This window comes from Sphingomicrobium sp. (assembly GCA_036563485.1).
GTDB lineage: Bacteria > Pseudomonadota > Alphaproteobacteria > Sphingomonadales > Sphingomonadaceae > Sphingomicrobium.
The window spans coordinates 1585036-1605151 of the sequence record DATCMI010000001.1 but is presented as its reverse complement, the minus strand read 5'-3'; the positions used below and the strand labels follow the sequence as shown (position 1 = coordinate 1605151).

Annotated in this window: 22 protein-coding genes, 1 tRNA gene and 1 pseudogene; 18 read left to right on the top strand and 6 right to left on the bottom strand. The window is 67.0% G+C overall.

Features of this window, described 5'->3' with window-relative positions:
- Positions 1-4: 4 nt before the first annotated feature.
- The 4 genes from VIL42_08355 to VIL42_08340 are packed head-to-tail and all read left to right on the top strand — an operon-like array spanning position 5 to position 4414.
- Entirely contained in the window at positions 5-1426 is a 1422-nt protein-coding gene (locus VIL42_08355; GenBank protein ID HEY8592860.1) for an efflux transporter outer membrane subunit, read from the top strand.
- Positions 1423-2367: an HlyD family efflux transporter periplasmic adaptor subunit gene (locus VIL42_08350; GenBank protein ID HEY8592859.1), complete on the top strand. Its 945-nt coding sequence runs from the start codon at positions 1423-1425 to the stop codon at positions 2365-2367. The genes VIL42_08355 and VIL42_08350 overlap by 4 nt, the downstream gene beginning before the upstream one ends.
- Positions 2364-3284, top strand: a complete 921-nt coding sequence (locus VIL42_08345; protein ID HEY8592858.1) for an ABC transporter ATP-binding protein — start codon at positions 2364-2366, stop codon at positions 3282-3284. Before VIL42_08350 ends, VIL42_08345 begins: the two co-directional genes overlap by 4 nt.
- Complete coding sequence (locus VIL42_08340; GenBank protein HEY8592857.1) at positions 3281-4414, top strand: ABC transporter permease; 1134 nt, start codon at positions 3281-3283, stop codon at positions 4412-4414. The genes VIL42_08345 and VIL42_08340 overlap by 4 nt, the downstream gene beginning before the upstream one ends.
- On the opposite strand, the gene VIL42_08335 is transcribed toward VIL42_08340, so the two are convergent.
- Positions 4411-6471, bottom strand: coding sequence for a 3-hydroxyacyl-CoA dehydrogenase NAD-binding domain-containing protein (locus VIL42_08335; GenBank protein HEY8592856.1), 2061 nt, complete (start codon positions 6469-6471; stop codon positions 4411-4413). The genes VIL42_08340 and VIL42_08335 overlap by 4 nt on opposite strands.
- 71 nt (positions 6472-6542) lie before the next feature.
- Here VIL42_08335 and VIL42_08330 point away from each other — a divergent pair, with 71 nt between their 5' ends.
- A complete protein-coding gene (locus VIL42_08330) occupies positions 6543-7808 on the top strand; it encodes a hypothetical protein (GenBank protein ID HEY8592855.1) in 1266 nt (421 codons plus the stop codon).
- Between the two features lie 6 nt (positions 7809-7814).
- Here VIL42_08330 and VIL42_08325 read toward each other — a convergent pair whose 3' ends face one another.
- A complete protein-coding gene (locus VIL42_08325; GenBank protein ID HEY8592854.1) occupies positions 7815-7964 on the bottom strand; it encodes a hypothetical protein in 150 nt (49 codons plus the stop codon).
- A gap of 141 nt (positions 7965-8105) precedes the next feature.
- Between VIL42_08325 and purS the strand changes: the two genes are divergently transcribed.
- The gene (gene purS / locus VIL42_08320) at positions 8106-8345 is read left to right on the top strand and encodes a phosphoribosylformylglycinamidine synthase subunit PurS (protein HEY8592853.1); all 240 of its coding nucleotides are present in this window, start codon (positions 8106-8108) and stop codon (positions 8343-8345) included.
- 3 nt (positions 8346-8348) lie between these two features.
- Positions 8349-9014 (top strand): phosphoribosylformylglycinamidine synthase subunit PurQ, encoded by a 666-nt coding sequence (purQ, locus tag VIL42_08315; GenBank protein ID HEY8592852.1) that lies wholly within the window; start codon positions 8349-8351, stop codon positions 9012-9014.
- Here purQ and VIL42_08310 read toward each other — a convergent pair.
- Positions 9011-9220 (bottom strand): hypothetical protein, encoded by a 210-nt coding sequence (locus tag VIL42_08310; protein HEY8592851.1) that lies wholly within the window; start codon positions 9218-9220, stop codon positions 9011-9013. The genes purQ and VIL42_08310 overlap by 4 nt on opposite strands.
- Before the next feature lie 62 nt (positions 9221-9282).
- Positions 9283-10017, bottom strand: a complete 735-nt coding sequence (locus tag VIL42_08305; GenBank protein ID HEY8592850.1) for a queuosine precursor transporter — start codon at positions 10015-10017, stop codon at positions 9283-9285.
- A 59-nt stretch (positions 10018-10076) separates the two neighbouring features.
- On the opposite strand from VIL42_08305, the gene VIL42_08300 reads away from it, so the two are divergent.
- From VIL42_08300 to hisIE, 9 genes are all read left to right on the top strand, one after another.
- Positions 10077-10153: transfer RNA gene (locus tag VIL42_08300), tRNA-Arg, on the top strand.
- A gap of 100 nt (positions 10154-10253) precedes the next feature.
- Positions 10254-10583: a YerC/YecD family TrpR-related protein gene (locus tag VIL42_08295; protein ID HEY8592849.1), complete on the top strand. Its 330-nt coding sequence runs from the start codon at positions 10254-10256 to the stop codon at positions 10581-10583.
- Positions 10573-11463 carry an ATP phosphoribosyltransferase gene (gene hisG, locus VIL42_08290; protein ID HEY8592848.1) on the top strand — a complete coding sequence of 297 codons (891 nt, stop codon included), beginning with the start codon at positions 10573-10575 and terminating at the stop codon, positions 11461-11463. Before VIL42_08295 ends, hisG begins: the two co-directional genes overlap by 11 nt.
- A 1-nt stretch (position 11464) precedes the next feature.
- Positions 11465-12751: a histidinol dehydrogenase gene (gene hisD / locus VIL42_08285; GenBank protein ID HEY8592847.1), complete on the top strand. Its 1287-nt coding sequence runs from the start codon at positions 11465-11467 to the stop codon at positions 12749-12751.
- Positions 12751-14409, top strand: coding sequence for a histidinol-phosphate transaminase (gene hisC, locus VIL42_08280; GenBank protein HEY8592846.1), 1659 nt, complete (start codon positions 12751-12753; stop codon positions 14407-14409). The genes hisD and hisC overlap by 1 nt, the downstream gene beginning before the upstream one ends.
- Positions 14406-14984, top strand: coding sequence for an imidazole glycerol phosphate synthase subunit HisH (hisH, locus tag VIL42_08275; protein HEY8592845.1), 579 nt, complete (start codon positions 14406-14408; stop codon positions 14982-14984). Before hisC ends, hisH begins: the two co-directional genes overlap by 4 nt.
- Complete coding sequence (gene hisA / locus VIL42_08270) at positions 14981-15700, top strand: 1-(5-phosphoribosyl)-5-[(5-phosphoribosylamino)methylideneamino]imidazole-4-carboxamide isomerase (protein ID HEY8592844.1); 720 nt, start codon at positions 14981-14983, stop codon at positions 15698-15700. Before hisH ends, hisA begins: the two co-directional genes overlap by 4 nt.
- Positions 15687-16451, top strand: a complete 765-nt coding sequence (hisF, locus tag VIL42_08265; protein ID HEY8592843.1) for an imidazole glycerol phosphate synthase subunit HisF — start codon at positions 15687-15689, stop codon at positions 16449-16451. The genes hisA and hisF overlap by 14 nt, the downstream gene beginning before the upstream one ends.
- Complete coding sequence (hisIE, locus tag VIL42_08260; GenBank protein HEY8592842.1) at positions 16427-17068, top strand: bifunctional phosphoribosyl-AMP cyclohydrolase/phosphoribosyl-ATP diphosphatase HisIE; 642 nt, start codon at positions 16427-16429, stop codon at positions 17066-17068. Before hisF ends, hisIE begins: the two co-directional genes overlap by 25 nt.
- Here the strand turns inward: hisIE and VIL42_08255 are convergent.
- Positions 17028-17828: an inositol monophosphatase family protein gene (locus VIL42_08255; GenBank protein ID HEY8592841.1), complete on the bottom strand. Its 801-nt coding sequence runs from the start codon at positions 17826-17828 to the stop codon at positions 17028-17030. The genes hisIE and VIL42_08255 overlap by 41 nt on opposite strands.
- Before the next feature lie 69 nt (positions 17829-17897).
- Here VIL42_08255 and VIL42_08250 point away from each other — a divergent pair, with 69 nt between their 5' ends.
- Together VIL42_08250 and VIL42_08245 are read left to right on the top strand one after the other, a co-directional pair.
- On the top strand, positions 17898-18407 hold the full coding sequence (locus VIL42_08250) for a beta-carotene hydroxylase (GenBank protein ID HEY8592840.1): 510 nt from the start codon (positions 17898-17900) through the stop codon (positions 18405-18407).
- Positions 18404-19129: a fatty acid desaturase gene (locus VIL42_08245; GenBank protein ID HEY8592839.1), complete on the top strand. Its 726-nt coding sequence runs from the start codon at positions 18404-18406 to the stop codon at positions 19127-19129. The genes VIL42_08250 and VIL42_08245 overlap by 4 nt, the downstream gene beginning before the upstream one ends.
- A gap of 40 nt (positions 19130-19169) precedes the next feature.
- Here the strand turns inward: VIL42_08245 and VIL42_08240 are convergent.
- A pseudogene (locus tag VIL42_08240) lies at positions 19170-20102 on the bottom strand (nucleotide disphospho-sugar-binding domain-containing protein).
- Between the last annotated feature and the right edge of the window lie 14 nt (positions 20103-20116).

The following is a 20116-nucleotide window of genomic DNA, read 5'->3' as shown; positions in this document are numbered from 1 at the left end:
CGCGTTGGCCAGCTTGTTGCTTGCGGGTTGCACCGTCGGCCCGGACTATGCCCGCCCGAACGTGCCGGTGCCGCCGTCCTATGCGGAAGCCTCCCCGGTTGAGGCAATGAGCGACGAAGAACTCGGCCAGTGGTGGAAGTCGTTCGGCGATCCATTGCTCGACGACCTCGTCAACCGCGCGGTGGCGCAGAACCTCGACGTCCAGAGCGCAGCGGCGCGCATCCGTGAAGCGCGGGCGCAGGAGCGCGCGGCCGGTGCCGCTAGTTCACCGCAGGTCGCGGGCCAAGGCTCCGTGGCTCGGCAGCGGATCAGCGAGAATGCGATTCCGGCACCGCCCGGTGCCGGCGGGCCGCAGGGCGGCGGATTCGGGCTGCCCGGATCAGAGTTCACGACCTTCCGCGCCGGCTTCGATGCAAGCTGGGAGATCGACTTGTTCGGGCGCAACCGCCGCAGCATCGAAGCAACGCGCGGGCGCAGCGAAGCCGCGCTGTGGAACCGGCGCGACGTGCAGGTCAGCGTCGCCGCCGAGACGGCTAATGCCTACCTGACGCTCCGCACGCTGCAGCAGCGCATCGCGATCGCCGAAGCCGAAGTGGCGCGGCAGCAGCGGGCGCTGGACATCGTCGACGCACGGGTGCGCGGCGGCCTGGTGACGGGCCAGGATCTTGCCCAGCAGCGCTCGACGCTGGAGCAAGCGAGCGCGGCGCTCCCGCCGCTGAAGGCGCAAGCCGCGGCGCAGATGCATGCGCTCGGTGTGCTGACCGGCACGAGCCCGGAATCGCTGATCGGCATCCTCGCCGAGCCCCAAGCACTGCCGCGGGTGCCCGACGTTCCCGCCGGCCTGCCATCCGACCTGCTTCGGCGCCGCCCCGACATCCGCGCGACCGAGCGCAACCTTGCCGCGGCGACGGCGGACATCGGCGTCGCCACCGCCGACCTCTACCCGCGCTTCTCCCTGACCGCCGCCCCTGCCCTAGTCAGCACCGCGCTCGGCAGCCTGCTCGAATGGGGCAGCCGCGCCTTCACGGCGGGAGGCGCGGTCGACTGGCCTCTATTCGATGGCGGCCGCCGAAAAGCCAATGTCGCTGTGACGAACGCGCGGCAGGAACAGGCGCTGATCGCCTATCGCAAGTCCATCCTCCTCGCGCTTCGCGACGTGGAGGATGCGCTGTCCAACATCGAGAAAGACCGGCGCCAGCTCGCGAGTCTGGATGCGTCTCTCGCCGCTTCCCGGCGTGCCGAGGAACTTGCGCGCACCCGCTACCGCGGCGGGCTCGTCACCTACAGCGACGTCCTGCAGGCGCAGGCCGGGCGCATCGCACTGGAGGGTCAAGTGATCGAAACCAGAGGCGAGCTTGCAAGGCACAGCGTCGCGCTGACCAAGGCGCTTGGCGGCGGCTGGCCCGAGCTGGGAGCCCGCTCATGAGCCGAGCCCGCCCGATCGTCATTGCCGTCGTGATCATCGCTGCGGCGCTCGTCGCCTGGCGGCTGCTCGCCTCGCCGAAGGAGGGCAGCTATTTGTCCGGATACGTCGTCAGCGACAATCTCGACATGGCGGCGCCGGTGTCGGGCACGGTCGAAAGCGTGGCGGTCACGGACGGGCAGCGAGTGACGCCTGGACAGGCGCTGTTCCGCATCGCGCCGGCGACGCTGGAAGCGCAAGGCCAGCAGGCGAGCGCGAACATCAGCGCGACGGTGACGCAGATCGCAACCGCGCAGGCGAACCTGACCCAAGCGCTAGCCAACGTGACGGCGAACGCAGCGGCGGCGGAGCGGGCGCGGAGCGATCTCGCGCGGCTCGAGGCGGTGCGGCGCGACGATCCCGCAGCAGTTGCCGGCAAGGACCTGGATGCTGCCCGCGCGGCCTATCGCGAGGCCCAAGCCGCCGTCGTGGCAGCACGCAAGGCCGCCGACGCGCGCCGCGCCGAGATCGGTGCAGCGCAGGCGCAGACCCGGCAGGCCGAGGGCGGCAAGCGCAGCGTGGACATTCAGATGGCCCAGCTTTCCCCGAGCGCGCCGGCCGCGGGGCGCGTCAGCCAGGTTTATTACCAGCAGGGCGAATGGGTCGCGGCCAACCAGCCGGTCGTCAGCATCATCCCCGATGCCAAGGTGAAGCTGCGCTTCTTCGTCCCCGAAAAGGCGGTCGCAAAATACCAGCCGGGCAAGACCGTGCGCTTCTCCTGCGACGGCTGCGCGCAGGGGCTGAGTGGCCGCATCAGGTACGTCAGCCCGGATCCGGAATTCACGCCGCCGGTGATCTTCAGCCGCGAAAGCCGCGACCGCATGGTGTTCATGGTCGAAGCGCTGGTAGCGAACGGCGGCAAGCTGAACCCAGGCCAGCCGGTCGAGGTGGTGCCGCTGCCGTGACCTTGGCCATCGACGTTACCGGACTCAACAAGAGCTTCGGCGGCAACCGCGTCGTCAAGGACGTCGCGCTGCAGGTCGAACGCGGGCACATCACCGGCTTCCTTGGGCCGAACGGCTCGGGCAAGACGACGACCCTGCGGATGCTGTGCGGGCTGCTGACCCCCGACAGCGGATCGGGCGAGGTGCTGGGCCTCGACTTCCCGCGCGAAGCCGCGGCGATCAAGCGCCAGACCGGCTATATGACACAGCGCTTCTCGCTCTACGAAGACCTGACCATCGACGAAAACCTGATGTTCGTCGCTCAGGTCTACAGCCTCGACGAGGTCGCAAGCCGGGTCGATGACGCGCTCGAAAAGCTCGGCCTTGCGCATCGGCGGCACCAGCTGGCCGGGCAATTGTCGGGCGGGTGGAAGCAGCGGCTGGCGCTTGCTGCCGCGACGCTCCACGAACCCAAGCTGCTGCTGCTCGATGAGCCGACCGCGGGCGTCGATCCCCAGGCGCGGCGCGAGTTCTGGGACGAGATCCATGCGCTCGCGGACGGCGGAATCACCGTCCTCGTTTCGACCCATTACATGGACGAGGCGGAGCGCTGTCACGATATCGCCTACATCTTCAACGGCGACTTGATCGCGCGCGGCACAGCGGACGAGCTGATTGCGGATTCGCGCCTCGTCACGTTCGAGGCGGAGGGGCCGCGGGCGGACCGGCTGGCAAGCGAGCTGCGCGGCAAGCCCGGCATCGGCATGGTCTCGCCGTTCGGCCCGGCGCTTCACGTCAGCGGCACCGACAAGGCTGCGCTCGACGCGGCGATCGCCCCTTACCGGCGCGAGCCGTTCCGCTGGACGGAAGTCGAGCCGACGCTGGAAGACGTGTTCATCCACCTGATGCTGTCCGAGCGGCCGAAGGAGGCCGCATGACCGGCCTGTCGCTTTCACGCATCCTCGCGGTGCTGACGAAGGAGTTCCGGCAGCTGTCCCGCGACCGTCTGACCGCCGGGATGATCTTCGGGATTCCGCTGATCCAGCTGCTTCTGTTCGGCTACGCGATCAACACTGACCCGAAACATTTGCCGACCGCGGTGCTGGCGCAGGACCAAGGCGAATATCCGCGCTCGATCATCGCATCGATGCAGAACAGCGGATATTTCGACATCGAGCGGAGCGCGAACACGCCGCGCGAGCTCAACCGGATGATCGAGCGCGGCGAGGTGCTGTTCGCTGTTACTATCCCGGGGGACTTTAGCCGGCGCTTAGTGCGCGGTGAGAAGCCACAGATCCTGGTCGAAACAGACGCATCGGATCCGACCGCGACCGGCGGCGGCGTCTCGGCGCTGGCGGCACTCCCGCAATATGCCTTGCGCCACGACCTGACCGGCCCGCTGGCGAGCCGCGGCGCAAGCGCGGAGCCGTTCGAGGTAGTCGTCCAGCGGCGCTACAATCCGGAATCGATCACGTCCTACAACATCGTCCCGGGGCTGCTCGCGATCGTGCTGTCGCTGACCCTCGTGATGATGACGGCGCTCGCAATGACCCGGGAGTCCGAGCGCGGGACGATGGAAACCTTGCTCGCCACGCCGCTTCGGCCGCTCGAGGTTATGGTCGGCAAGCTGACGCCCTATGTGCTTGTCGGGCTGACGCAGGCGACGATCATCATCACCGTCGCGCACTTCCTGTTCGGCGTGCCGTTGAGCGGCGGCTGGGCAGCGCTGGTGCTCGGCATCTTCCTGTTCATCATCGGCAGCCTGGCGCTCGGCTTCCTGATCTCGACCGTCGCGCGCAACCAGCTGCAGGCGATGCAGATGGCCTTCTTCTACTTCCTGCCGTCGATCCTGCTGTCGGGCTTCCTGTTCCCGTTCAAGGGCATGCCGCAGTGGGCGCAGTGGATCGGCAGCGTCATTCCGGTGACACACATGCTGCGCGTGGTGCGCGGCGCAATGCTGAAAGGCGTCGGCGTGGATGCGGCGCTGCCGAGCATCGGCGCACTGGCGCTGTTCATGGCTGTGGTGTCGACCCTTGCGGTCCGCGCCTACCGGACCACGTTGGACTAGCGCCCGAAGCGCTCGCCCTTCTCGGCCTTGTCGAGGAGGAGCTGCGAGAAGCTGAATTCCGGCTTCATCCGCTCTTCCTGGCGCTTCAGGCCTTCGACGATCTTGGCCGCGCCTTCGGTGTCGGCCCAGAACATCGGGCCGCCGCGGTAGACCGGCCAGCCATAGCCGTAGACCCAAACGACATCGATATCCGACGCACGCTGGGCGATGCCTTCCTCGAGGATCTTCGCGCCCTCGTTGACCATCGTGTAGAGCGTGCGCTCGACGATTTCCTGGTCGCTGATCTCGCGACGCTCGACGCCTTGCTTGGCGGCGAATTCCTCGATGATCTGCTGGACCTTGGGGCTCGGGCTCGGCCGGCGCTTGTCGTCATAGTCGTAGAAGCCGGCGCCCTTCTTCTGGCCCCAGCGGTCGATCGCGCAGAGCGCGTCGCGGACATTCTCGATACGGCTGGGGTCGCGGTGCCAGCCGATGTCGACGCCGGCGAGGTCGGCCATCTGGAACGGCCCCATGGGCATGCCGAATTCGACATGGACGCGGTCGACCTGTTCGGGCGTCGCGCCTTCGAGCAGCAGCTTGGTCGCCTCGATCTGCCGCGGCATCAGCATGCGGTTGCCGATGAAGCCGTGGCAGACGCCGGCGACGACCGGCACCTTCCGGATCTTCTTGCCGAGCTGCATCGCGGTCAGAAGCACGTCGGGCGCCGTCTTGTCGCCGCGCACGACCTCGAGCAGCTTCATGATGTTGGCCGGCGAGAAGAAGTGCATGCCGACGACGTCCTGCGGCCGCGAGATGCTCGCTGCGATCTCGTTGATGTTCAAATAGGAGGTGTTGGAGGCGAGGATCGCGCCCGGCTTGGCGATCTTGTCGAGCCGGCCGAACACTTCCTTCTTCACGTCCATATTCTCGTACACGGCCTCGATGATGAGGTCGCAGTCGGCGAGCGCGTCGAAGTCGAGCGTCGGGTTGAGGAGCCCCATGGCTTTTTCGACCTGATCGGTCGTGAGCTTGCCCTTCGCGGCACTCGCTTCGTAATTCTTGCGCATCACGCCGGTACCGCGGTCGAGCGCGTCCTGCTGCATCTCGATGATCGTCACCGGGATGCCGGCCGACAGGAAGTTCATCGAAATGCCGCCGCCCATCGTCCCGGCGCCGATCACGCCGACGCGCTTGATGTCGCGCGGCCGCACGTCCTCGGCGAGGCCTTCGATCTTGTTCGCCTTGCGCTCGGCGAAGAAGAAATATTGCTGCGCCTTCGCCTGGGTGCCGTTCATCAGCTCCATGAACAATTTGCGCTCTTCGAGCACGCCCTCGGCATAAGGCTTCTGGGTAGCGATACGCACTGCCTCGACATTCTTAAGCGGCGCATCGAAGCCCCGGAACTTGCGCCCGTTGGCCTTCAGAAAGTCGTCGAACACCGACGGGTCGACATTGTCGACGCGGCTCTGGCGCTCGGAGCTTTTCTGGAGCGGGCGGACGTCGCGCACTTCCTCAGCATAAGCGACGGCGTGGGGGATCAGATCGCCCTCGATTAGACGGTCTACCAAGCCGCATTCCGCAGCTTGCTTGGCGCCGATCGGATTGCCCGCCGCGCACATTTCGAGAGCTTTTTCGACCCCGGCGACGCGCGGCAGGCGCTGCGTACCGCCCGCACCCGGCAGCAGGCCGAGCTTCACTTCGGGCGTGCCGAGCTTCGCTGTGGGATCCGCGACGCGGTAATGGCAGGCCAGCGCGACCTCGAGTCCACCGCCGAGCGCGGTGCCGTGGATCGCCGCGACGACCGGCTTGCTGCAGCCTTCGATGATGTCGACGACCTGCGGAAGCATCGGCTGCTCGAACGCCTTGGGCGTGCCGAACTCGCTGACATCAGCGCCGGCAAAGAAGGTCTGGCCTTCGCAGGCGATGACGACGGCATTGACGCTCTCGTCGGCCTCGGCCTCCTCGATTGCTTCCACCAGGCCTTTGCGCACCGCGGCGCTAAGCGCGTTTACCGGCGGATTATTCGAAAGGATGATCAGCACGTCGCCGTGCTTGCGGGTCGAGATGGGGCTGCTCATGCCCAACGCGCTAAGGCGCTACTGACAGCGTTGCAAGTGCAACGGAACCGCCGTTCACGCGTAGGTCGGGCATGTCCCGGCGCGATGGTATTTTCCCGACCTTCTTCCTTTCGGGCTTCGAATGTTCAAGCTTCCTGTGGGGCAAGGAGAAGAAGCGCCGCGACCTCTCGGCCGAGCTTGGCCATTACGCCCACGCGGATGAGGATTATGCGATGCTCGCGCCGCTCGGCATCGCCGTCGCTCGCGAAGGCATTCCGTGGCCTCTCGTCGACAAGGGCAATGGCGAGTATGATTTCTCGCTGATCGACCCGTTCCTGGCGGCGCAACGGCGGCACAAGATCCTGCCGATCTGGGACCTTTGCCATTACGGCTATCCCGACGACCTCGACCCGCTGAACGATGTCGACGGCTTCGTCCGCCGCTTCGTCGCTTATGCGTTGGCGGTGGTCCGCCATGTCGCCGAGCATGCGCACCACGAACCTTTGTGCATCACGCCCGTCAACGAGCCGACCTTCTGGGGCTATATGGGCGGCGAATGGGGCTGGTGCGCGCCGTTCGGCAAGTCGGCGGACGACCGGCGCCGCTTCACGCTCGCCCTGGCGCGCGCCGACATCGCCGCTTGCAAAGCGATCAGGACGGAGTTCCCGGACGCGCGCTTCGTCCACATCGACCCGCTGGTCTGGGTAGTGCCGCCGCGCGATCGGCCGGACCTTGCGGAAGAGGCGCATCGAGAAGCCTATGACGATGCTTATATCGCCTGGGACACGATCTCCGGGTTCAAGAATCCGGAGTATGGCGGCAGCCTGGAGCTGATCGATATCCTGGGCTTCAACAATTACAGCTTCGGGCAGATGGAATATCAGGGCGGCGGAAAGCCCAACCAGCCGCTGGAGCCCGGCGACGACCGGATCCGCCCGGTCTGCGACCTGCTGGAAGAAGCCTGGGCCAAGTACAAACGGCCGTGCATCGTCGCTGAAACCTCGGGGCTTCACGGCGGCCGGCCGGACTGGCTCAACGACATCACGTGCGAAGCGCTGGCGGCGGTGAACCGCGGCGTCGACCTGCACGGCATCTGCCTGTTTCCAGCTGTCGACATGACCGACTGGCACACCGGTGAGTGGCTGCACATGGGGATCGCCGATGTCGAGGAGTTGCCGAGCGGGGCGCTGATGCGGAAGCCGTTCCTGCCGTACACCTCGGCGCTGCGGCAATGGCAGGAGCGACTGAGGCGGGTCACTGAACTCGACGAGGACCCTTACGACCAGCCGATCGACCTCACGGAAGTGGTCGAGGCCGCCAGGGAGCTTGCACCGCAGCCGGACCAGGGCTGGTCGTGACGCTTTTTAGCTCTTGCCTTTGAAGCCGGTGATGGCGCCGAGGATGAAGCTGGCCGCGAGCGCCAACTGAACCTTTCCGTCAGGGTCCGACCAACCGAAATAGGTCGAGCCCCAGCCGAACACGGCAATGAACATGGCGATGGCGATGCCGATCATCGCGTCCCTCCCACCAGCCGGTGAAGAACTGACCAGCCGCCAGGCCATTTGCGCGCAGGACGGTAAACAGAGGGTAAAGCTTGCCCGTGCGATGCGCCCCGGCCATAGGGCGGGAACCGCTCAAGAACCGGCAGGCAGCACATGAAAGCGCGCGTTTTCGTCACCCTCAAGTCCGGGGTCCTCGACCCGCAGGGCAAGGCCATCCACCATGCGCTGGAGGGGCTGGGCTTTTCCGGCGTCAACGACGTGCGCGCCGGCAAGCTGATCGAGCTCGACCTTGCCGACGGCACCAGCCATGCGGACATCGAGGATATGTGCCGCAAGCTGCTCGCCAATACGGTGATCGAGAATTTCCGGATCGAGCGGCTGGAGAACGCCTGAGCCATGAAGAGCGCGATCATCGTTTTTCCGGGGTCCAATTGCGACCGCGACCTCGCCGTCGCGCTGGAGCAGGTGACAGGCCGCAAGCCGGAAATGGTCTGGCACCGCGACGCCGAGCTTCCGCAGGGCGTCGACTTCATCGGCGTCCCGGGCGGTTTTTCCTACGGTGACTATCTGCGCTCAGGCGCGATGGCGGCCCGGTCGCCGGTCATGGGTGCGGTCCGCGAAGCGGCGGAGCGGGGCGTGCCGGTGATCGGCATCTGCAACGGCTTCCAGGTGCTGACCGAAGCGGGTCTGCTGCCGGGCGCGCTGATGCGGAACGCGGGGCTGAGCTTCGTCTGCCGCGATGCGCGCCTGAAGGTGGAGAACAGTCAGAGCCTTTTCACCTCTGCTTATGAAGCCGGCGAAGAGATCGTCTTTCCGGTCGCGCATCATGACGGCAATTACCAGGCGGACGCCGAGACGCTCGACCGGCTTGAAGGCGAAGGGCGAGTCGCCTTCCGCTACCTCGACAATGTGAACGGGTCCGCGCGGAGCATCGCCGGGATCGTCAATGACGCGGGCAATGTGCTGGGGCTGATGCCGCACCCGGAGCGGGTCGTCGAAGCGGCGCATGGCCGCACGGACGGACGGCGCCTTTTCGAAGGGCTGCTGGAAACCGTCGCCTAAGCGCGCTTCTTCGCCTGCACTTCGCGGCAGCCGCTGAGCGACGGCGGCTGCATGCACAGGAGGAAGCGGTCCGGACCCGGCGTTTCCACCACCTGCGTGTAGCGCTCCAGGGTCATCGGCTCGACGAAGATGATGACGGTCTTGGCCTGGGCAGCACCGGCACAGGCGAGCGCGGCAGCGAAAACGGCACAGCGAACAGCACGCATCATCATCCCCTTGTCAGGTGCGAATGTTTGGCTCCCGACACTGAACAGCAGGTGAATTAGTCCTATACACCAGTGGCGAAGGGCGTGAAATCCGTTTTCGAGTCATAGACGTCGACGCCCTCGCGCCGCTTGAGCCAGCCGACCACCACGTAGGTGACAGGGGTGAGAAGCGCTTCCCAGCTGACTTTCAGCACCCATTGGGTGAGCATCAGCTTGAGCACCGTTTCGCCGTCGAGGATGCCCAGGAAGGCGATCGGGTAGAAGATCAGGCTATCGATGCCCTGCCCGACGACCGTCGACCCGATGGTGCGGGTCCACAGCATCCGGCCTTCGGTCCACACCTTCATCTTTGCCAGCACGAAGCTGTTGACGAACTCGCCGGCCCAGAACGCGCAGATGGAGGCGAGCACGATGCGCGGCACCTGGCCGAACACGCTTTCATAAGCCGACTGGCCGGACCAGCTTGCGTCGGGCGGAAGCGCCACGACCACCCAGCTCATGAACGCCATGAAGATCAGGCCAACGAAGCCGGCCCAGATGCAGCGGCGAGCGCGGGCGTAGCCGTATACCTCGGTCAGGACGTCGCCGATCACGTAGGACAATGGGAAGAACAAGATGCCCGCGCCGAACGGCCACGGACCGACGCCGGGGATCGTGATCGTCGCGATTTTGCCGGCGCCGAGCACGTTCGAGAGCAAGAGGATGGCGACGAACGCCGCCATGACGAAGTCGAAATAGCGAAAGTCGCGCCCCTTGAGCGCGTCGGCATTCACTGCCTGCGGCCGGCGATCCCCCATGGGCAACGGGTAGCGCAGTTCCGCTCCGCGTCAATTGCGGCTACTTTCCGGATCGGCGCGCGCCCGTAGCTCAGTTGGATAGAGCACGAGCCTTCTAAGCTTGGGGCCGCAGGTTCGAATCCTGCCGGGCGCGCCAGCCCCCCTCCTCCGGATCAAGGCCTCACCGCGTGTGTTGACTCTGCGCGCCCTGTCACTATCTCGTTGTAGCGTTTTAACACGTTGTAACACGGTGCAGGGTGAAGACGAAGCTTTCGACGGCGGTTCCAACCCGCGATCCCGAAGTGCTGCTCGACCAGCTGTGCGACGCACTGCTGACGCCGGGGAGCCGCGCCGAGATGCGCGCGCTGCTGATGGACCTGTGCACGCCGGCCGAGATCCGGACCTTGTCCGAGCGCTGGCACGTCGCTCGCCTGCTCGACGGCACCGACCTCTCCTACCGCGACATCCACGAAGCGACGGGGGTCAGCACGACGACCATCGTCCGCGTCGGCCGGTTCCTCCGGCAGGAGCCGCACAAGGGCTACCGAATGGCAATCGACCGCATGGAGGCGCGCGATGCTCGCTGACCGGACGCGGCTGCACATCGCCCTGCAGAAATCGGGACGGCTCTCGGACCTCAGCCGCGACCTTCTGCGCGATGCGGGCCTGCGCATCCAGAGCACCAAGAACAGCCTGACTGCGCGGGTCGAGAATTTCCCCGCCGAGCTGATGTTCGTACGCGACGACGACATTCCGACTTTCGTCAGCGACGGCGTGTGCGAACTCGGCATCGTCGGGCAGAACGTGCTCGAGGAGTTCGCGCTAGGTGAAGACGAGGAGCGGATCGAAATGGTGGCCGAGCTCGGCTTCGGCGGGTGCAGCCTCAAAATCGCGGCGCCGGAAAGCGCTGCTTATCAAGGACCGGAGTCATTGGCCGGCCAGCGGGTCGCTACCTCCTATCCGCGGTTGCTGCGGCGCTGGCTCGAAGAGCGCGAGATCAGCGCATCGGTGGTGAAGATGAACGGCGCGGTCGAGCTGGCGCCGCGGCTGCAAATCGCGCCCTTCATCTGCGACCTGGTGTCGACTGGCGCGACGCTTGAAGCGAACGGGCTGCGGCCGGTGGAGACGGTGCTCGACAGCCAGGCGCTGCTGATCCGCACCCGCAAGCCGCTGGACGAGACGCGGACTGCCATCCTCGACGGGCTGATGACGAGGGTCGACGGCGTGCTCGCGACCAAGGGTTCGAAGTACATCATGCTGAACGCGGCGAGCGAGTCGCTGCGGGAGATTACGCGTATCCTGCCTGGCGCAGAGGCGCCGACCATCGTCCCGCTGCACGGCCGCGCGGGCCATTTCGCGGTTCACGCCGTGTGCCAGGAAGCCGTGTTCTGGGAGACTCTGGAGAAGCTGAAAGGCGCCGGCGCCTCGTCGATCCTGGTCGTGCCGATCGAAAAGATGATGATCTGACATGATCGAGTGGAACTCGCTGGACGAGCGCGGCCGCGAAGCCGCGCTGGCGCGGCCGCAGCAGCGGACCGACGCGGCGCTGGAGCAGTCCGTTGCCGAGATCCTGGCGGCCGTGCGCCAAAGCGGATGGGAAGCGCTGTGCGACCGCGCGCGCGAGATCGATGGCGCCGAGCCGCGGCTGGTCGAGGTGGCAGGCGGTGCTGCGGAAGCGCGACGGAGGCTTTCTTCCGATGAGCTTGGCGCGATCGAGCTTGCAGCCGCAAACATTCGAACCTTCCACGAGGCGAGCCGGCCTGCGGACGTGACGGTCGAAACCGCGCCCGGCTTACTGGTCAGCAAGGTCTGGCGGCCGATCGACCGCGTCGGACTCTACGTCCCGGGCGGAGCGACGCCGCTCTTTTCGACGCTGCTGATGCTCGCGATCCCGGCCCGCGTGGCAGGCGTAACAGAGATCGTCGTCACCACGCCGCCTAGCGCGGACGGCAGCCTGTCGCCGCTGGTTGCGCTCGCGGCGGAGCTGAGCGGCATCGACGCGATCTGGACCGTCGGCGGCGCCCAGGCGATTGCAGCACTGGCGTTCGGCGCAGGATCGATCCCAAAGGTGGACAAGATCTGCGGGCCCGGCAACGCATGGATCGCAGAAGCCAAGCGGCAGGTTGCGAGTGCGGCCGGCGGACCGGCGATCGATATGCCGGCGGGCCCTAGCGAGCTGATGGTTGTCGCGGACGATACTGCAGACCCCCGGCTGGTCGCAGCCGACCTGCTGAGCCAGGCAGAACATGATGCCGCGGCGCAAGTGCTGCTGGTCACGCCTTCGAGGATCTTGGCAAAGCGCGTGGTCGACGAAGTCGAGGCGCTGGTTGCGACCTTGCCCCGCGCCGAAACGGCTCGCGCTTCGCTCCAGCAGGCGCGGGTGATCGTCACGGCGGACCTGGCACAGGCGATCGAGGTCGCGAACCTCTACGCGCCCGAGCATCTTTCGCTGGCGGTCGCACAGCCTGGACAGCTCGTCCCGCTGATCCGCAACGCCGGGGCGGTGTTCGCCGGACGGGCTGTCGCCGAGACTTTCGGCGACTATCTCGCCGGGTCGAGCCATGTGCTGCCGACCGACGGCGCGGCGCGCGTGTGGAGCGGCGTTGGCGTCCACAGCTTCATGAAAGCGATGACGGTCCAGTCGCTCACCGATGACGCTGCGCGCCGCATTGCCAAGCCGGCGGCGCTCCTGGCACGGATGGAGGGCCTCGAGGCACACGCGCGCGCCGCCGATGCGCGGCTGGAGATCGTCTGATGACCTCCACCGCACAAAGGCTCGCCCGGCCCGAGATTCTTGCACTCGAGCCTTTCGACATCGCCGGCGGATCCGACTTCGGGCCGGACGCCATCAAGCTCGACGCCAACGAGAACCCGTTCCCGCCGTTGTCGGACGGGCCGCTGGCGCGCGGGCTCAACCGCTATCCCGAGCCACGGCCCCAGGGGCTGACGCGGGCAATGGCGGCGCTCTACGGCGTCGGACCAGACAATGTGATCGTCACGCGCGGGGCGGACGATGCGATCGACATGCTGGTGCGCGCCTTCTGCCAGCCCGCCCGGGATGCGATCGCGGTGCCCACGCCGACCTTTTCGGCATATGCGCACTTTGCGGGGGTGCAGGGTGCGGCGGTCGTCGAGGTGCCGCTGGGCGAGGCCTTCGCTTTCGAGTGCGGCGCCTACATCGACGCGGTACGGCGAGCTGGCAATGTGAAGGTCGCCTTCATCTGTTCGCCCAACAACCCGACCGGGAACGAAGTGGCGCCGGAGGATGCCCTCGCCATTGCCGAGGCGCTGCCGGATACGCTTATCGTCGTCGACGAAGCCTATCTCGACTTCTCGGCGGTGCCGAGCCTGGCAGGCGAAGCGGCTCAGCGACCCAACCTCGTGGTCCTGAAGACCTTGTCGAAAGCGTTCGGACTTGCGGGCGCGCGCACCGGCTGTGCGATCGGCGAGCCGGAGCTTATCGCCATCGCCGCACGGGCTTTGCCCCCCTACCCGCTTCCGACCCTGTCGATCGAAGCCGCAGTGGCCGCACTGGCCCCCGCGCGCCGGCCGCTGCACCTCGAGCGCATTGCGACGATCATCGCCGAGCGCGAGCGGCTCGCGCCGCTTCTCGCCGCGTCGCCGATCGTGAAGTCCGTTCGGTCGGGCGGCGGCAATTTCCTGTTCCTTGAAGTCGAGGATCCGGAGTCGCTCGCGGCGAAGCTACGCAGGCTTGGCATTCGGGTCCGCTTTCGGTCCAACGCCGCGCCTGGCGGACTGCGGCTGACGATCGGCACGCCGGAAGAGAATGCAGCAGCGCTCGCAGCGTTTGATGTCGGTACGCCCACCGGCGCCGCGCGTAGGGCGGAAGTGGTGCGCGACACGAAAGAGACGAAGATCTCCGTCGCCGTCGACCTTGACCGCAGTGAGCCGCGGCGGATCGACACCGGCATTCCCTTTTACGACCATATGCTTGACCAGGTCGCCGCGCATGGCGGCTTTGCGATGACGCTGAAGTGCAACGGCGACCTCGATATCGACGGCCACCACAGCATCGAGGATTGCGCCATCGCCTTTGGAACGGCGCTCACGCGGGCGCTCGGCGACAAGCGTGGCATCGGCCGCTTCGGCTTCGCGCTGCCGATGGACGAGGCAAGCGCGCAGGTGCTCATCGACCTGTCGGGCCGCCCCTTCAGCCGCTTCGACGGCACGTTCGCGGCAAGCCACATCGGCGCCTATCCCACTGAAATGACGGCCCACGTCTTCCGCAGCCTGGCCGACAGCATGGGCGCGGCGATCCAAGTCAGCGTCAGCGGCGACAACGACCATCACAAGACCGAAGCCTGCTTCAAGGCGTTTGGCCGCGCACTTCGCCAGGCGGTGCGCCGCGAAGGCAATGCCACCGAACTGCCGAGCACCAAAGGCATGTTGTGAAGCTGGTCATCGTTGACCTCGGCTGCGGCAACATCGGATCGGTACGGCTGGCGATGCAGCGGTTCGGGATCGAGCCGGTGGTCAGCGCCGATGCCGAGACCATCGGGGGCGCGGACGAGGTGATCCTGCCGGGAGTCGGCGCGGCGGGCTACGCAATGGAGCGGATCGAGGCGCTCGGCCTTCGCCGAACGCTGGTCGCGTTAAAGCAGCCGGCGCTCGGCATTTGCCTCGGCATGCAGCTGCTGTTCGAGCGCAGCGACGAAGCGGACACGGGGTGCCTCGGGATTATCTCGGGGAGCGTGCGGGCACTGGAGCCGGCACCCGGCAGGCCGGTGCCGCACATGGGCTGGAGCCGGGTGGCGGTACGCGACGGCTCGATCGGGCTGGACGACGGCGACTATCTTTATTTCGCGCACAGCTTCGCCTGCGACGACGGAACCGCGACAGTCGCAGTGGCGGATTACGGCCGCCCGATCCCTGCGGTTGTGCGTCAGGGCAATTGGACCGGTGCCCAGTTCCACCCGGAGAGGTCGGGCCCTGCCGGCGCGCGCTTCCTCGAAAGCTTCCTCGCATGATCGTCTATCCGGCGATGGACCTGATGGGCGGTCAAATCGTGCGCTTGCGCCAGGGGCGGTTCGACGAAGCCACGCTGTACCCGGCCGAGCCCGCCGACGCGCTGCGGGCGTTTGCCAATGCTGGCGCCGAATGGGCGCATGTCGTGGATCTCGACGGCACGCGGGCCGGCGCCCCGGCGCAGCACGATCTCGTTGGCAGCCTCGCCGCGGCAACGCCGCTCAAGCTGCAGGTCGGCGGCGGCGTTAGGTCGCGCGAACAAGTTGAAGCGCTGCTCGACAGCGGCGTTGAACGGGTGGTCCTCGGCAGCCTTGCCGTGCGTGACCCTGAGCTCGTGCGCGGATGGGTCGGGGAGTTCGGCGCCGACCGGATCACGCTGGCGCTCGACGTTCGGATGATCGGCGGCGAGCCGCAGGTGGCGGTGTCCGGCTGGGCGGAGGACAGCGGGCTCAGCTTGTGGTCGGCGGCCCAGCGCTTCCCCGAAGCGCGTCACCTGCTGCTGACCGACATCGGCCGTGACGGCGAGCTCGCCGGTCCGAACTTCGAGCTGCTGGACGAAGCCGTCGAGCGACTGCCTCACCTTGCCGTTCAGGCGTCCGGCGGCGTGTCGTCGCTTGACGACCTTCGCCGCTTGCACACCGCCGGAGCGATCGTCGGCAAGGCGTTGTGGGAAGGCCGGATTGCACTCGAGGAGGCGGTCAGCCTTGCCCGCGCGTAGGATCATCCCTTGCCTCGACGTCAAGGACGGGCGCGTGGTCAAGGGCGTGCAGTTCCGCGACCATCGGGACGCGGGCGACATTGTCGAACAGGCGATGCGCTATCGCGACGAAGGCGCCGACGAGCTGGTCTTCTACGACATCTCCGCGAGCGTCGAAGGCCGCAGCCTCGACCTCGATTGGGTGCGGCGGATTGCCGAGGTGATCGACGTCCCCTTCGCGGTCGCGGGCGGCATCCGCAGCCGCGATGCCGCCGCACGCTGCCTCGACGCGGGCGCCGACAAAGTGTCGATCAACTCGCCCGCGCTGGAGCGCCCGTCGCTGATCGACGAACTTGCCCGCGACTTCGGCGCGCAGTGCGTAGTCGTCGGGGTCGACAGCTTCGAAGAGGACGGCATCTACCGGGTGAAGCAATATACGGGCGACCCGGAGGCCACGCGCGACACGCGCCGTGAGACGCTCGATTGGGTCCGCGAGGCGGTGGACCGCGGCGCAGGCGAGATCGTCCTCAACTGCATGCGCCGTGACGGTGTGCGCAGCGGATATGACGTCGAGCATACGGCGGCGATCGTCGATGCGGCGACGGTGCCGGTGATCGCGTCCGGCGGGGCCGGCGAGCCCGCGCATTTCCGCGAGGCGTTCGAAGCCGGCGCGAGCGGCGCGCTTGCGGCCACCGTGTTCCACGACCGGATCATCGCCATCCCCGATCTGAAGGAGTTCCTCGCGACATGCGGGATCGAAATGCGCCGCTGACGCGCGAGGACATCGGCAGCCTCGCCGGGAAGAAGATGGACGGACTGCTGCCCGCCGTCGTGCAGGATGCTGGCTCCGGTCGTGTCCTGATGGTCGGTTACATGAACCCGGCGGCGCTCGAGGCGACGCTCGAGAGCGGCTTTGTCACCTTCTTCAGCCGGTCCAAGCAACGGCTGTGGCGCAAGGGCGAGACCAGCGGGAATGTGCTCAAACTCCATAGCGTCGCCAGCGACTGCGACGACGATGCCTTGCTCGTGCTTGCCGACCCGCAGGGGCCGACCTGCCACCAGGGCACGCGGAGCTGCTTCGGCGACGCATGGGTCGAAGGGCCGGGCTGGCTTGCTGACTTATCCCGCGTCGTTGCGGAGCGTGCGGCGGGCGGCGATGAGGCGAGCTACACGCGGCAATTGCTCGATGGGGGGACGGAGCGGATCGCGCAGAAGATCGGCGAGGAGGGCGTCGAACTGGCGCTTGCGGCCGTGACGCGGGACTCAGCGGGCTGCGCCGAGGAAGCCGCAGACCTGCTTTACCACCTCGCGGTGCTGCTCGAAGCCAGAGGCATGAGTTGGACCGACATCATGGATGTGCTTCAGCGGCGGCATTCGCACAGGTCATGATCTCGACCGCGGCTTCGTAGAGCTCTCGGGTGGCGGCGGCGATGACGTTGCCGGCGCCAAAATTACTCCCGCCCGACCAGTCTCCGAAGGTACCGCTGGCGCCGCGGACGACGGGAATCAGCGCGTTATAATCGTGCGGCTTGAGCCCGCATTCGACGACCAGGTCGATGCCGCCGGCCGCAAGCCGCGCATAGGCATAAGCGTCCTGGCCGTAGCGCGTCGTTCGCGCGGCGATTGCAAGCTGGCGAAAGCGATCCAGTGCGTCGCCAGCGAACAGGAACGGGTCGGTCGTGCCGACCCGCGCCTCGCTTAAATCCGTGCAGCCGCTGACGCGTAGCTGCTGCCGCGTTTCACCGGTGCGCAGCCAGCTGCCATCTTCGGACCCGACATAGATTTCGTCGAGGCGGGGCGTGTCGATGACTCCGAGCACCGGTAGGTCGCGATCAAGCAGCGCGATCAGCGTCGTCCAGGTCGGCAGGCCGCAGATGTAGGAGCGGGTGCCGTCGATCGGGTCGAGGCTCCAGGCGTAGGGCCCGGCGCCCGGTTCGTGGCCATATTCCTCGCCGCTGATCCCGTGATCCGGGTAAGCCGCGCGGATCAGGCCGCGCATCACGCGCTCGGCGTTGCGGTCGGCTTCCGTTACCGGGTCGAAAGCGCCCTCGCCTGCCTTGTTATCGACCGCGCCGCCGGAGCCGATGCCGAGCGTCTCACGCCGCGCCGCTTCGGCAAGCTTCAGTGCGAAAGAGACGAAGTCGGACATCCGTCAACTGTCGCACAGACGAGCCCGCCGCCGTCAAGCCGACCTGCCCTTAAGGCGGTGCGGTCCACCGTGGACGGGGGGGCTTACGAGCCTTATTTCAACGACATGGCCCCAAGCTGGCTCCTCCCGGTTGCAATCGTGCTGATCACCGTCGTGGCGATGGAGCTGGTCGCCGCCGGCGTGCATCGCTTCGTCATGCACGGGCCGGGCTGGGGCTGGCACCGTTCCCACCACGAGCCGCACGGGTCGCGGTTCGAGCGCAACGACCTCTATGCGCTGCTGTTCGCAGCATTGAGCCTGGGTCTGTTCGTCGCCGGTGCGCGCTGGCCCCTGATATGGTGGGTCGGCCTTGGGACGCTCGTCTATGGCATTCTTTACGGCCTGGTCCACGACGGCCTCGTTCACCAGCGCTTTCCCTTCATGAAGGCGCCGCGCAGCGGGTATTTGAAGCGCCTTGTTCAGGCGCATCGTCTCCACCACGCAGTCCATGAGCGGGAAGGCGCCGTGTCGTTCGGCTTCCTCTATGCGCCGCCCGTGGCGGCTTTGCGCGAGCGCCTAAGGGCGAACCGGGGCGCATGATCGTTCCGCGCCAGGCCACGATCGGGATCGCGCTTGCCGCCGCCGTAATCGGAAGCTGGGCGGCGATCGAGTTCTTCGCGTTGTTCGTCCTTCCGCTGACCGGCACCGCATTGCTGGTTGCACCCGTACTGGTGGCCATGATCAGTTGGCTCAATGTCGGGCTGTTCATCGTCGCCCATGACGCGATGCACGGGTCGCTGGCGCCGGGCCGGTCGGTGGTGAACCGCGCCTTCGGGCGCGTCGCGTTGTTCCTCTACGCCGGCTTTTCCTACGACGCGCTGCTGCCCAAGCACATGGGCCATCACCGCCAGCCGGGGACCGAGCACGACCCGGATTTCGACGCCGAATACCCGCGGCACTTCTGGCGCTGGTACACCGGATTCATGCGCCGCTATTTCGGCTGGAAGCAGCTGCTGATCCTCAGCATCGTATTCGTCGCGCTGCTCCTGGTCGGCGCGCGCTACGCCAATGTAATGCTGTTCTGGGCGGTGCCGGCGATCCTGTCGTCCGTGCAGCTATTCTACTTCGGCACTTATCTGCCGCACCGGCACGAGGACGCACCGTTCGCCGATGATCATCGGGCGCGGAGCAATGGCTTCAGCTGGATCGGATCGCTGCTGAGCTGCTTCCACTTCGGCTATCACCACGAGCATCATTTGGCGCCGCACGTGCCCTGGTGGCGGCTGCCGGCGGAGCGGCGACGCCGAGCGTCCGCTCGATAATGTCGGCAGCAAGGCGGACGCCGCCGGCCGACTGAATCTCCTCTTGCAGCGACTGCGCGCTGCGTCGGTAGCTCGGGTCGGCCAGCACTTTGTCGATCGCGGCGGCGATGCGGCCAGCGGTGCGTCGGCGCTGCAGCACGACCGCTGCCCCGGCCCGCTTGAGGCGAGCGCCCGTTGCCGGCTGTTCGAAGGTGATCGGCATGGCGACCATCGGCACGCCAAGGCTGAGCGCGTCCATCACCGTGTTGAATCCGGCATGGGTAATGGCGAAATCAGCGCGCCCCAGCACCGCCCGCTGCGGGACGAAGGCGCGAACGATCGGGCTACCGGGTAGGCTGGCCATGTCGCGCTCCGACAAGCCGCCGCCGTGAGCGATCACTATTTTGACGCCCCGGGTCGCCGCTGCCTTCGCCGCCGCCCGGAACAGACCAACGCGCGAGCCCTGGAGGGTGCCGAGCGAGCAGAATGCCAGCGGGCGGTCATTCGGCAAATGGAAGTCGAGCGGCTCGTCGGGACCGCGGATCGGGCCGACATAGTGGAAGTTGGCCGGCAGCTGCGCGCGCGGGAAATCGAGGCCGGGCACGCACTGGGTGATCTGCGCCTGCTGCGACCAGGTCTCGTCGGCGAAGCGGATGTCGGGGCGGCCGAGCCGCGCGGCGTGCTGCCGGATGACGCGCGTAATCGGCCGCTCGACCCAGCGCGCCACGCGGTAGCCGCCGCGGTTGCGCCGCAACCCCTTGGGGGACGGGTCATAGCCCCAGGCGAGCACCGGCGGGGGAACGCCGGGCTCGAGGTTGAGCGGCAGTGCGTTGGCAATATTCACGAACGGAACGCCGAGCGCGGTAGCGGCCAGGCTACCCGCCGCGTCAGTTTGGTCGATGACCAGGGCATCGGGCTGCAATCGCTCGAGCGCGCCCGGAAGGTGGCGGCAGATCGTGTCCGCGAAGGCCGCGAGATCGCGGACAAGCCGCATCAGGCTGAGCGGCC